The 13,266-nt window shown below is 52.8% G+C and carries 11 protein-coding genes; 7 read left to right on the top strand and 4 right to left on the bottom strand.

All coding sequences use genetic code 11. The annotated features are described in order from the left end of the window. Positions 1 to 46 precede the first annotated feature (46 nt). The 4 genes from BZG72_RS03985 to lrp all read right to left on the bottom strand — a co-directional run bounded on the left by BZG72_RS03985 (position 47) and on the right by lrp (position 5,509). Positions 47 to 1,363 carry a replication-associated recombination protein A gene (locus BZG72_RS03985; RefSeq protein ID WP_077666138.1) on the bottom strand — a complete coding sequence of 439 codons (1,317 nt, stop codon included), beginning with the start codon at positions 1,361 to 1,363 and terminating at the stop codon, positions 47 to 49. Between the two features lie 17 nt (positions 1,364 to 1,380). Next, positions 1,381 to 2,010 (bottom strand): outer membrane lipoprotein chaperone LolA, encoded by a 630-nt coding sequence (gene lolA, locus BZG72_RS03980; protein WP_369795671.1) that lies wholly within the window; start codon positions 2,008 to 2,010, stop codon positions 1,381 to 1,383. 16 nt (positions 2,011 to 2,026) lie between these two features. Further along, positions 2,027 to 4,780 carry a DNA translocase FtsK gene (locus tag BZG72_RS03975; RefSeq protein WP_077666256.1) on the bottom strand — a complete coding sequence of 918 codons (2,754 nt, stop codon included), beginning with the start codon at positions 4,778 to 4,780 and terminating at the stop codon, positions 2,027 to 2,029. A 234-nt stretch (positions 4,781 to 5,014) separates the two neighbouring features. Further along, positions 5,015 to 5,509 carry a leucine-responsive transcriptional regulator Lrp gene (gene lrp, locus BZG72_RS03970; RefSeq protein WP_046073519.1) on the bottom strand — a complete coding sequence of 165 codons (495 nt, stop codon included), beginning with the start codon at positions 5,507 to 5,509 and terminating at the stop codon, positions 5,015 to 5,017. Positions 5,510 to 5,675: 166 nt separating this feature from the next. On the opposite strand from lrp, the gene ald reads away from it, so the two are divergent. The 7 genes from ald (at position 5,676) to infA (ending at position 13,236) form a co-directional block, all read left to right on the top strand. Further along, positions 5,676 to 6,800: an alanine dehydrogenase gene (gene ald / locus BZG72_RS03965; RefSeq protein WP_046073520.1), complete on the top strand. Its 1,125-nt coding sequence runs from the start codon at positions 5,676 to 5,678 to the stop codon at positions 6,798 to 6,800. Positions 6,801 to 6,917: 117 nt separating this feature from the next. After that, entirely contained in the window at positions 6,918 to 7,880 is a 963-nt protein-coding gene (gene trxB, locus BZG72_RS03960; protein WP_077579218.1) for a thioredoxin-disulfide reductase, read from the top strand. Positions 7,881 to 7,957: 77 nt separating this feature from the next. After that, a complete protein-coding gene (cydD, locus tag BZG72_RS03955) occupies positions 7,958 to 9,727 on the top strand; it encodes a heme ABC transporter permease/ATP-binding protein CydD (RefSeq protein WP_077666137.1) in 1,770 nt (589 codons plus the stop codon). Continuing rightward, positions 9,720 to 11,438, top strand: coding sequence for a heme ABC transporter ATP-binding protein/permease CydC (gene cydC, locus BZG72_RS03950; protein WP_077666136.1), 1,719 nt, complete (start codon positions 9,720 to 9,722; stop codon positions 11,436 to 11,438). The genes cydD and cydC overlap by 8 nt, the downstream gene beginning before the upstream one ends. A 14-nt stretch (positions 11,439 to 11,452) precedes the next feature. Further along, on the top strand, positions 11,453 to 12,166 hold the full coding sequence (gene aat, locus BZG72_RS03945) for a leucyl/phenylalanyl-tRNA--protein transferase (protein WP_077666135.1): 714 nt from the start codon (positions 11,453 to 11,455) through the stop codon (positions 12,164 to 12,166). Beyond that, positions 12,163 to 12,888: an arginyltransferase gene (locus BZG72_RS03940; RefSeq protein WP_077666134.1), complete on the top strand. Its 726-nt coding sequence runs from the start codon at positions 12,163 to 12,165 to the stop codon at positions 12,886 to 12,888. Before aat ends, BZG72_RS03940 begins: the two co-directional genes overlap by 4 nt. 129 nt (positions 12,889 to 13,017) lie before the next feature. Beyond that, positions 13,018 to 13,236 (top strand): translation initiation factor IF-1, encoded by a 219-nt coding sequence (gene infA / locus BZG72_RS03935; RefSeq protein WP_021022425.1) that lies wholly within the window; start codon positions 13,018 to 13,020, stop codon positions 13,234 to 13,236. Positions 13,237 to 13,266 lie beyond the last annotated feature (30 nt).

The raw sequence follows: 13,266 nt of genomic DNA, 5'->3' as shown, positions 1-13,266 counted from the left end.
CTGTAAATTGACGAAGTTAAACCTTACCCAAAAAGGGTAAATTTGCCTAGCGCTTTTGCGGGCTTTTTGCATCTTGCTCAGCGAGAAAGGCGAGCTTTTCGGCGATTTTAATTTCTAGCCCACGATTGACGGGCTGATAGTAACGCGCCTCGCCAAGCTCTGGGGGCAGATAGCGCTCGCCCGCCGCATACGCATTGGGTTCATCGTGGGCATAACGGTAGCCATCACCGTGTCCCATTTGCTCCATCAATGCTGTTGGCGCATTACGAAGGTGCATGGGAACGGGCGCGTTGGCGGTGTCTTTCGCGTCACGCAAGGCTTGTTTCCATGCGGTATACACCGCGTTGCTTTTCGGGGCGCTGGCCAAATACACCGCGGCTTGTGCAATGGCGCGCTCACCCTCCGAAGGCCCGACGCGGGTAAAGCAATCCCATGCGTTCAGTGCCACCTGCATCGCGCGCGGATCGGCATTACCGACATCCTCAGAGGCTATCGCTAACAAACGTCTTGCCACGTAAAGCGGATCACCTCCCGCGCTCACAATGCGTGCATACCAATACAGCGCGGCATCGGGACATGAACCACGCACTGATTTGTGAAATGCAGAGATCAAGTCATACCACGCATCCCCCTGCTTATCGAACTGTGCCACTTTTTCACCGGCCACGTCTTTAAGCATCGGCATCGTGATTTGGCCATCGGCCATGTCTGCCAACATTTCCAGTAGGTTTAACGCCATACGTGCATCACCACTGCACGCTGCCGTCAATGCCGATTTAACCCCTTCCTCAAACGTCAAGGGCTGCTCACCAAGCCCACGTTGTGAGTCGGCAAGTGCTTGATCAATCACCGCTTCCAAATCGCTCTCGTCAAGGCTGGTTAAACGGTACACACGGGCACGCGATAGCAACGCGTTATTAAGCTCAAACGAGGGATTTTCCGTGGTGGCACCAATAAACGTGACCGTTCCCGCTTCCACATGAGGCAAAAACGCATCCTGCTGACTTTTATTAAAGCGGTGCACTTCATCCACAAACAGAACGGTACGAATACCAGCTTGCTTGTTTTGCTCTGCGCGTCTAATCGCCTCTCGGATCTCCTTGACGCCAGAGGTCACAGCCGAGATTTGTTCCAGCTCTGCGTTGGCTTGGCGCGCGGCAATATCGGCGAGCGTGGTTTTACCGGTCCCCGGAGGCCCCCAGAAAATCATCGAATGGAGGGAGCCAGACTCAATCGCCCGGCGAAGCGGCTTACCCTCGGCGAGAAGATGACGCTGACCGATGTACTGGTCAAGCGTGAGTGGCCGCATACGTGCGGCCAGTGGGCGAAAATCGTCTGCAAAGTCAAGCGGTAAGGTCGACACAGTCACCTCCGAGGCAATTATCTTGGTTGGCGCTGATCGTCGATCATCACTGAGTCGGGTGGCGTAAACGAAAACACGTCCGACGCCGGTGCTTGTCGGCTAAATTGGCTCAGCGTGAACTGGCTTTGTTGCCCATCTTGCTCAACCACGGTAAAGCCGGTCAAGGTACCATCCGGCTTCACGGTGACTTCAAATTCGCCAATCGTGCCTGTAGTTTTTGGCGTTAAGGTAAAGGTGTCAGCCTCTTGGGTGATTTGATAGGCCTGCCAATCACTTGGCTGATTGCGTGTCAGTAGGACAAACGGCGTTTGTGCCGTAGCATCCTCCAACCACATCGCCGTCACTTGCTCAACAAATGGGCTGTAGTACCAGAGCGTCTCGCCATCGGAAATCATGATGGTTTCGTCTGGTGAGGTCGTGGTCCAGTTAAACAAGTTTGGCCGCTGAATCGCCAACCGCCCTTTTGCTTGATGAATCACCTCTCCTTCAGGGCTTTGCACTGTTTGGGAGAACTGCGCACTAAAGGCGTCAACCTGACTCAAGCGATCCATCAGGTGTTGTTGCGCCTGCGTTTTCGCCTGCACCGACAATGCAAAAAGTAGAGACAGCACCACCATTAGGTGGCGGATAGCAGAGAATCGAGTCATGAAACCTTCCATTCGATCAATCTTTGGGTGGCGGTGGCGCGATGACTTCGCGATTACCATTATGGCCTGGTGAGCTTACGACACCATGTGCTTCCAGTTGTTCCACAATACGCGCCGCACGGTTGTAGCCAATTTTAAACCGGCGCTGCACACCAGAGACAGAGCCTCGGCGGCTCTCGGTGACAAATTCAACCACTTGGTCGAAAAGCTGGTCCAACTCTTCCCCATCTCCGCCTGAGGGTGCTTCACCCGGCAACAAGCTATCAGAGCCTTGATCCCCTTTGGTTATTTCGTCTAGATACTGTGGCTTACCACGTGCTTTCCAGTTATTCACCACACGGTGAACCTCTTCATCACTGACAAAAGCGCCATGTACACGGATGGGATGGTTGGAGCCATTGGGCATAAAGAGCATATCACCCATCCCCAGTAACGACTCTGCGCCGCCTTGGTCGAGGATAGTGCGTGAATCTGTCTTAGTAGACACCGTAAACGCCATCCGCGTTGGAATGTTGGCTTTGATTAAGCCTGTAATCACATCAACGGACGGACGCTGAGTGGCAAGCACAAGGTGAATCCCCGCTGCCCGCGCTTTTTGTGCTAGTCGCGCAATCAGTTCTTCCACTTTTTTGCCCACGACCATCATCAAATCGGAAAACTCATCCACGACCACCACGATATACGGTAATTTCTCGAGTTTAGGCGCCGATTCGTCCATCGAATCACCCGGTTTCCAGAGCGGATCGGGGATGGGGTTGTTGGCGGCTTCAGCCGCCTTCACTTTTTCGTTAAAGCCTTTTAGATTTCGCACCCCAAGCGCCGACATCAGCTTGTAACGACGCTCCATTTCACCAACACACCAACGCAGGGCATTGCCAGCGTCTTTCATGTCGGTCACGACCTCTGTTAACAGGTGTGGGATCCCCTCGTATACCGATAGCTCGAGCATTTTAGGGTCAATCATGATAAAGCGCACGTCTTCGGGTGAGGCTTTATACAACATGCTCACCAGCATGACGTTCACGCCCACCGACTTACCCGAGCCTGTGGTACCGGCCACCAGCATATGTGGTGCCTTCCCCAAATCAGTGATAATCGCTTCACCCGCGATATCATTCCCCAGCACCACCGAAATAGGCGAGTGGCTATTCTTAAAACGTTCGCTTCCAATCACTTCGGACATAAACACCGTCTCCCGGTGCTCATTGGGAAGCTCAAGGCCAATGTAGGGCTTCCCTGGGATCACTTCGACCACACGCACTGCCGTGGTCGACAAAGCACGCGCCAAGTCTTTGGATAAGCCAGAAATGCGCGAGACTTTCACCCCAGGGGCCAAGTCGAGCTCAAAACGGGTGATCACTGGGCCTGGGTACACGCCAACCACTCGCGCCTGGACTTTAAAATCTTCTAACCGTGCTTCAACCAAGCGGGCAATCTTCTCAAGCTCTTCACGCGTCGCCTGCTCTGCAGTATGGCGAGCGGGATCGAGTAGATCGAGGGTCGGGAAAGGCTCTGTCGGCGTGGGTAAATCCGGCTCATCTTTTACCAGGAAAGGATGGTCGAGCCCCGCCGCCTGCTGTTGAGCCTTTTGCGCTTGGCGAATGGTTTCTTGGAAGGGATCGTCATCCTCATCCGCGCCACTACTCGCTTGTTCTGCACGCTCAAGCTCGGACAGTCCATCTTGATTGCCATAGGTTGTGTCGGCGTGGCGAGACGATGAGGCTGAAGGCGCTTCATCCGCTTGCGAGTGGTCACTCATTTGCTCAGCTGATGCGCTGATCGCCTCTGTTTCCTCTACCTCAACATCCGATGACGAGAAAGATGGCACTTCGTGCTCGATCGCGATATCCCACTGCCCTAGCGTCGGTTCACTAGGTTGATCGCTCTCATGGGCCACGGATGCCGCATCGTCTGCGGATGAATAATCGGTCGCTGGTACATCGGTTTCCGAACGCGCTTGTCCACCAAAAATAATAGGCGACGCAGCCTGGTTCTGTGTGTGTTCATCATTGGTGGTACGCTCCGCCTTATCCGGCGCTGACGGCGTCAGGCGACGTAAATCACTGAGCTCCATGGGTTCAGATGCATTGGCTGCGGTACTCTGTGTCTCGGTGTCTGGCACGCCTAACTCGGTCGGCGCGTCACCACGAATCCGATTCACCGCCCAAGTCACACCGTTGAGCGTCATCGCGCCAAGATGGTCAACAATGGTTAGCCAAGAAATACCGGTAAAAAGGGTAAAGCCAGCCGCCCAACCAAACAGCATCACCAAGGTCGTGCCTAATACGTTAAATAGCGGCAGCGCCAAACTGTTGGTGACATCCCCCATCACGCCACCAGAGGAAAAATGCCAAAAGTCGTCAAAATTCAAATCGGCCAACGAGCAGCTGGTTAAAAACAGGATGAACAGTCCTAATATGCGCGCACCGATAATGGTGTAATTAATCGGTTCATCGTCGCTGCGGCGACGCAAGAACACCCACCCTCCGAGGATCGCCGCTGGAGGCAGCGGATACGCTAAGATGCCAAACGAAAAGAAGAGACTGTCGGCGAGCCATGCGCCCATGGCACCCGCCGCATTGTGCACATCACCATGCCAGGCAGTTTGCGACCAGGATGGGTCGGCCGGATTAAAAGACAATAGGGCCACCATGGTGAACACGGCTGCCGCGAGTACCAGAATAAACCCACACTCTTTTAATCGCTGAACGCCATCTAAACGCGCTTTAGCACGAGCCGCTTTGGGCTCCCGACGTAAAGAAAACTCCATCATCACCTGTTTAATACCGTTCTTGAACCGCATTCCTCATCCTACTTTGAGGCTTGCTCATGTTGCCCTGACTTTATCACATTCATGCCGTGAGGGCAGGCATGATGCATGTTTACGCCAAATCTTTACCGAGATATCACACAATCTTATGCTATCCGCACAAAAAATAAGCCGAGCATGACGCTCGGCTTCAGTCTCGATAGGTGGTGCATCGCACCTCTTTTCATCACCTGGCTAACGGGTATGGATAACTAGATGATTGCTCTGTTTAACCTCTTCCATCACCACATATGTACGGGTGTCATTCACGCCGGGCAAACGCAGCAAAGTTTCACCCAATAACTTGCGATAAGCCGACATATCCGCTACTCGTGTTTTAAGCAGGTAGTCAAAATCCCCTGACACCAACGAGCACTCTTGAATGTCCTCAAGCGTTTGCACCGCTTTGTTAAATTGCTCGAACACATCAGGCGCGCCGCGGTTGAGTGTGATTTCGACAAACACCAACAGTGATGCATCCAAATACTGGGGGTTAAGCAGTGCCGTATAGCCAAGGATATAACCTTGACGCTCAAGACGTCGTACACGTTCTAGACAGGGGGTAGGAGAAAGACCAACACGTTTTGATAACTCAACGTTAGAGACTCGCCCATCCTTTTGGAGCTCGTTCAGGATGTTGCGGTCAATGCGGTCCAATTCCTTGGAGGGCTTTTTTTTGGTATCTACCATTTTTTATTCCACCTTGTTACTTCCTTGCAAAAAGATATACCAAATTAAATAACATCTAAATGATCTTTAGCATCAAATGCTGGTTTGTTGCCTTTATACTAGCCTGAAAATTGACAATATCAATAACAAGCCAGCCGATAACACTGAATAAACAAGAGGTGACAGCATGATCATTGGCGTTCCAAAAGAAATCAAAAACCATGAGTACCGTGTTGGTATGGTGCCAGCGAGTGTTCGCGAGCTTATTTCTCACGGCCACTCTGTCTACATTGAGACCAACGCAGGTAACGGTATTGGTTTCTCTGACGACGACTATAAAGCCGCCGGCGCGTCTATCCTTCCTACTGCTGCTGACGTCTTTGCCAAAGCAGAGATGATCGTCAAAGTGAAAGAGCCACAAGCCGTTGAGCGTGCGATGCTCCGCGAAGGACAGATTTTGTTCACCTATTTGCATCTTGCACCAGATTTTCCGCAAACAGAAGACTTAATTAAAAGTAAAGCCATCTGTATTGCCTACGAAACGGTAACAGATTCTAAAGGTCGATTGCCACTCCTTGCGCCCATGTCTGAGGTCGCCGGCCGCATGTCTATTCAAGCAGGTGCACAAGCGCTAGAAAAATCACACGGCGGTTCGGGCATGCTGCTCAGCGGTGTACCCGGCGTTGAGCCGGCGAAAATCGTGGTACTAGGCGGTGGTGTTGTCGGCTCGAACGCTGCTCGTATGGCCGTTGGTCTGCGTGCTGACGTCACGATTCTCGACAAAAATGTCGATACCTTACGTCGCCTAGATGAAGAGTTCCAAGGGCGTGCCAAAGTGGTCTACTCCACAGAAGAAACCCTTGAACAACACGTATTGAACGCCGATCTGGTTGTCGGTGCCGTGCTGATCCCAGGTGCTGCTGCACCCAAGCTGGTTAACGAAGATCACATTAAGCGTATGAAGCCAGGCGCCGCCGTGGTGGACGTCGCTATCGACCAAGGTGGCTGTTTCGCGACATCACATGCGACAACCCATGCAGATCCCACCTATATCGTGGATGATGTCGTTCACTACTGTGTTGCCAATATGCCTGGCGCGGTAGCACGTACTTCTACTGTCGCTCTGAACAACGCCACACTGCCTTATATCGTTAAGCTGGCGAATAAAGGCTATCGTGATGCCTTGGTCGAAGATGCGCATCTACGTAACGGTCTGAATGTCATTGGCGGTCAAGTAACCATCAAAGAAGTCGCAGAAGGTTTTGATTTACCTTATGTTGACGCAATGGACGCACTGAAGTCGGCACATTAATCGGCCACGCCAATCATAGAAATCGAGGGCACCATCACGGTGCCCTTTCTTTACCTTTCTAATTTACCTACAATCAGTCCATTCAAAAACGAACCTCTTTCCTGCTCGGAGACGTGAATGAGTAACATTAAGCATGCGAACCTATTGATCCTGGGTTCAGGCCCGGCTGGCTATACGGCCGCTGTTTACGCCGCGCGCGCTAACTTAAACCCTGTGATGGTGACCGGAATGCAACAAGGTGGCCAGCTGACCACCACCACCGACGTTGAAAACTGGCCTGGCGATCCTGAGGGACTGACAGGACCGGCATTGATGGATCGCATGAAAGCCCATGCGGAAAAATTCGAGACTGAGATTATCTTTGATCACATCAATGACGTGGACTTATCCTCACGCCCGTTCCGCTTAAAAGGTGATAACGGTGAGTTCACCTGTGATGCGTTGGTTATTTCTACCGGTGCCTCTGCGCAATATCTTGGCCTTCCATCTGAAGAGGCATTTAAAGGGCGGGGCGTCTCAGCCTGTGCGACCTGTGATGGCTTTTTCTATCGCAACCAGAAAGTCGCGGTGATCGGTGGTGGTAACACGGCGGTCGAAGAGGCCTTGTACTTGTCGAATATTGCCTCAGAAGTGCATGTTGTTCACCGTCGCGAGACCTTCCGAGCCGAGAAAATCCTCGTTGACCGCATGATGGATAAAGTCAACAACGGCAATATTGTCCTTCATACCAATCGCGTGTTGGATGAAGTTTTAGGCGATGAAATGGGCGTGACCCAAGCACGCTTGAAAGACACCCAAAGTGATGAAACCGAAACACTGGATGTGATGGGTGTGTTTGTTGCTATCGGCCATAAACCCAATACCGATATTTTTGCGGGTCAATTAGAGATGGAAAATGGCTACATCAAGGTTGAGTCGGGCCTTAATGGCAACGCCACTCAAACCAGCGTTGAAGGTGTCTTTGCTGCTGGTGATGTGATGGATCATGTTTACCGTCAAGCGATCACCTCCGCAGGCACCGGTTGTATGGCCGCATTAGATGCCGAGCGCTATCTCGACGCTCTGGCAAATAATCAGTAAGCCCACGCTCTCATGCAGGCTGCCGTTCGGTGGCCTGCCCAGCCTATTTGTAGGCTCTCATAAAACAATAAGACGATATGGATAAATCTAAACAGCGGGCGCTAACCCAATGGCTCAAGTCGCAGAGCACGTTAGCCAAACCCTGGTTAGTTGCGACGATTAGTATTGCACTCCTCTCCGGTGTGCTTTTGATTGCCCAGGCAGCACTTCTTGCCCACCTGCTGCACCAGTTGATTATTGAACAAACGGATAAATTTGCCCTACTCCCAAGCTTTTTTGCCCTGGCTGTTGTCGTGATAGTGCGTGCGCTATGCAGTTGGGCGAAAGAGCAAACGGGCTACCGCTGTGGTGAAGCGATTCGCCAACATATTCGTCATTTAATCCTGAATCGTCTCGAAGCGTTGGGGCCGGTGAGTATCCAAGGGCGCCCAGCAGGCAGTTGGGCGAGTCTGATTTTAGAGCAAGTGGAAGAGTTACAAGACTTTTTTGCCCGTTATTTACCGCAAATGGCCATCGCCGTTCTGATCCCGTTGGTGATCTTAGTCGCCGTTTTCCCAATCAACTGGGCCTCAGGATTGATCTTTTTAGTGACCGCACCGTTGGTCCCCCTTTTTATGGCCTTGGTTGGCATTAAAGCCGCTGATGCCAACCGAAAAAACTTTAAGGCACTGCAACGTTTATCCGGTTACTTCTACGACCGATTGCGTGGACTGCCCACACTCAAGCTGTTTAACCGCGTCGAAGCGGAGGCCGAGCAGCTTCATCTCGCGTCACACACGTTTCGTCAACGCACCATGGAAGTGCTGCGCCTCGCCTTTTTATCATCGGCCGTGCTGGAGTTTTTCACCGCTATTTCCATCGCCGTTGTCGCCGTCTATTTCGGCTTTAGCTTTATTGGTGAGCTCGACTTTGGTCACTATGGCGCCTCCATTTCGCTGTTTACCGGTTTATTTGTTTTAGTGCTCGCCCCCGAGTTTTATCAGCCGTTGCGCGATCTCGGCACCTTTTATCACGCCAAGGCGCAAGCGATTGGTGCGGCTGAGTCGATCGTCGAATTCCTGGACGCTCAGCCAGATACCGGCACTCAAGGTGAGGCCACGCCTGATTTATCCACCGTCGCTATTATCGCGCACGACCTGGAGGTACTCAGCCCCGACGGCCACGTATTGGCTGGGCCCATGCGTTTTTCCGTTCAGCCAGGCGAGCAGATTGCGCTCATTGGCGTCAGTGGCGCGGGTAAATCCAGCCTCCTTAACGCCCTGCTTGGTTTTCTGCCCTACCGTGGTAGCCTCACCATTAATGGCTGCGAACGCCGTGATCTCTCCATCAGCCACTGGCGCCAATCGATCAGTTGGGTCGGGCAGAATCCGCAACTTTTCCACGGCAGTATCCGCGACAATATTGCTCTGGCCAACCCTGAGGCAACGCCAGATATGATTAATCAGGTGATGACGCAAGCGTACGTGGATGAATTTGTGATGCGATTGACCGACGGCTTAGCCCACGCTGTCGGTGACCGAAATGGGGGGTTATCGGTGGGTCAAGCACAGCGCATTGCCGTCGCGCGAGCGCTATTACAAGATGGCGCCCTCTGGGTACTGGATGAACCGACTGCAAGCCTAGACGCACATAGCGAAAATCGCGTGCTAGAAACCTTGAGTGCAGCAACACACGATAAAACCTGTATACAGGTATCGCACCGTTTGGACTCACTCGCCAACAGTGACCAAGTCTGGGTAATGATGGATGGGAAACTCGTGCAACAAGGCCCATATCACAGTCTGGCTGACTCGGGCCCGCTGGCAGAGATGCTGGCTTCCGCCGATAGGAGAAACCTCGATGCGTGAACTACTGCCCTATCTTCGCCTTTATAAGCGCCACTGGTTTGGTTTGAGTTTAGGCATGGTGCTGGCGTTTGCCACACTATTTGCTGCTATTGGCCTACTCACCCTCTCCGGCTGGTTTATTGCCGCTGCGGCTGTTGCAGGCCTAGCGAGTATCGCTACCTTTAATTACATGCTCCCTGCCGCGGGTGTGCGTGGCTTCTCTATTGGTCGTACCTTTGGTCGTTGGGCCGAACGTGTGGTTAGCCACAATGCCACCTTCAAACTATTGGCAGATTTGCGCGTGTCATTTTTTCGCAAACTCGCCCCGTTAGTCCCTGATCAAGGGCTGAATATGCGTGATGGCGATTTGCTTAATCGCATGGTCGCCGATGTCGATGCCATGGATCACGTTTATCTGCGCCTAGTCAGCCCGATGATGGTCGGTATCGTCGGTATCCTGGCGGTGAGTTTCTTCCTGGGGTGGTTTGACCCAAGGCTTGGCATGGCGCTTGGACTGACCTTGCTCGCGTTACTGATTGGGCTGCCCATCCTTTTTTATCGCTTGGGTAACGATCAAGGCCGTGCTCAATTGGAGCAAAACGCAGCCACACGCATAGCACTGCTAGATTGGTTACAAGGCCACGCCGAGCTGGCTTTATTTGGCGCACGTGACCGTTATCGCGCCCGCATCAATGACAGCGAGCAAGCGATGCTTCACGCACAAGCCAATATGGCGCGTATTACCGGATTGGCCAATGCCGTGCTCGTCGCGGCCACAGGGCTAACATTGGTGATGATGATTTGGCTCGCAGCAGATGGTGTCGGTGAGCGTATGCCAGGCCCACTGATCGCGATGGTCGCCTTTACAGCCATGGCCAGCTTTGAGCTGATGATGCCTATTACCGCCGCGTTCCAATATCTGGGTAAAACGCTTACCGCTGCCAAACGACTGAATGCGATCACCGAGCGAGCACCCAGTGTCCCCTTCCCTTCCCACGGACATACTGGCCCTGCCGTCGGCGATATTTGCTTTGATAACGTCAGTTACCAATACCCAGGCGCGGCACAAGACGCGGTTTCAAATATCTCGCTCCACGTGACACCGGGACACACACTGGCACTGCTAGGAAGGACGGGATGTGGTAAGTCAACCTTATTGAGCTTGCTCACCCGCGCGTGGGATCCCACCCAAGGTCAAATCACCCTTGATGGGGTGCCTCTAATGCAATGGCAAGAAACCGCGCTGCGTGACGCCATGTCTGTGGTGACACAAAGCGTTGATTTGTTCAATGGCACACTGCGCGACAACCTTACCCTCGCTTGCCCAGATGCATCAGACGATGATCTCGCCTCTGCCCTGCACCGCGTCGGCTTAACCGGGCTGCTCGAAGGCCAAGGGCTAGACGCATGGTTGGGCGACGGCGGACGACAACTCTCTGGGGGCGAGCGCCGCCGCTTGGGGATTGCTCGTGGCCTCTTGCACCCCGCGCCGATTATGTTGCTTGATGAGCCAACGGAAGGACTGGATGTGCAAACCGAAGCAGAGATCCTATCCTTACTGCAAGACCATTGTCAGGATAAAACCGTGGTGATCATTACCCATCGATTGGTTGGCTTGGCGCATATGGACACAGTGTGTTTAATGGATGCAGGCCGCATTATTGAGCAAGGCACGCACCAAGACTTGCTGGCACGTAACGGTCGCTATGCACAACTCATGAACCGCTTGTAATCAGAGAGTGTACGATGACCCTCTTTTTACCCCCTTTAGCGCAAAATGATGTCGGCTTTCCGCCCGTGAATGAGGCGCTCTCTCACCCCGATGGCTTGCTCGCCATTGGGGGAGATCTATCACCTGCGCGGCTAATGTCGGCTTATCGCAGTGGTATTTTCCCCTGGTTTGGCGAAGATGACCCTTTATTGTGGTGGTCACCGAGTGAACGCGCCATCCTTCAGCCCTCTGATTTTCACGCCAGTCGCAGTTTGCGTAAAGCCGCCAAAAAGTCTGCGTATACCATCACGTTCAATCGCGCATTCGAGACGGTGATCGCTACCTGCGCGACTGTTCGTGGACCTGAACAGACCTGGATTACCGATGAGATGCAAGCCGCTTACTGCCAGCTTCATCAGCAAGGCGATGCCCACAGTGTGGAAGTGTGGGACGGAGCACACCTTGTCGGCGGGCTTTACGGTGTCTCTGTAGGCCGTGTGTTCTGTGGTGAATCCATGTTTTCCCACACGACCAATGCGTCAAAGTTTGCCCTTTGGCAATTTAGCCAATTCTTCGCGCAACGAGGGGGGCACTATATTGACTGTCAGATGATGACTCCACATTTAGCCTCTTTGGGCGCCAAACCCTGGACACGCGACGCGTTTATCGCCGCGCTGCACGCTCATCGCGATGACCCCATTATCCAGGGCTGCCAACCGCAGCAGATAGCAGATTGGAGACCACAATGAGTGTGGGGATCCAGGTAGGCGTCACGCCTACAGCACCTTGCCAATACTTGTCTCACCAGCAAGAGCAACTGGCCGTGGTGATGTCGGCGGATTACCACACGCCCGAGCGATATGCTGCACTGTTAGCCGCTGGCTTTCGTCGCAGTGGTAACCTTATTTACCGGCCGCACTGTCCTCAATGCCAGGCCTGCCAAGCGCTTCGGATTGATGTGGCCAAATATCAACCCTCAAAAAGCCAAAAGCGTCATCGCAGCCAGCTTAATCGCCTAGAGATTAGAGTGAGTGATGAGCTTGATGAGAACTGGTTTGCACTCTTTCAACGGTACATCGCCACTCGCCATGCTGATGGCAATATGTACCCTGCCAAGCGCCAAGATTTTCTCGACTTTATCGGTAGTGACTGGTTATCCCCGCGCTTTATCCATTTGTATCAACGCGATCATAACCAACTCACCCTGGTTGCCATCGCCGTGACTGATGTCGTCGCCGATGGGTTAAGTGCGCTTTATACCTTTTTCGAACCAGAGCACCGCTTCTCTCTTGGACGCGTCAGTATTCAGGCACAGCTACAACTGGCACATTCACTCCATTTACCCTGGCTCTACTTGGGCTATCAAATCGACACCTGTCCAGCGATGCGCTACAAGGCGGACTATTATCCACATCAACGCTTTATCAACCAGCAGTGGCGGGCGTTTTCCTGGCCGCTTATTCCACAATAGTGGCTATTTTTTCTAGCAAGGAGCGCCCCAACAGGGTAAAATTCGCACCCGAACTTTACAGACTTTCAGAATAGAGGCATTATCTGTCGGTCAAAAAATTGGCTACCAGAAGAGGCCTAAGAGGATTCAATGGCAAAAGAAGACGTAATTGAAATGCAAGGCACCGTACTCGATACGTTGCCTAATACTATGTTCCGCGTAGAACTAGAAAACGGTCACGTGGTGACTGCCCACATTTCAGGCAAGATGCGTAAGCACTACATCCGCATCCTGACCGGCGACAAAGTCACTGTTGAAATGACCCCTTACGATTTGTCCAAAGGTCGCATCGTTTTCCGTTCGCGTTAATCCTCCGAACGCGATCAAAAAACCCGGCAG

The organism is Salinivibrio sp. PR6, assembly GCF_001995955.1.
GTDB classification, from domain to species: Bacteria; Pseudomonadota; Gammaproteobacteria; order Enterobacterales; family Vibrionaceae; genus Salinivibrio; species Salinivibrio siamensis.
This window is presented reverse-complemented; position numbering and strand designations above follow the sequence as displayed.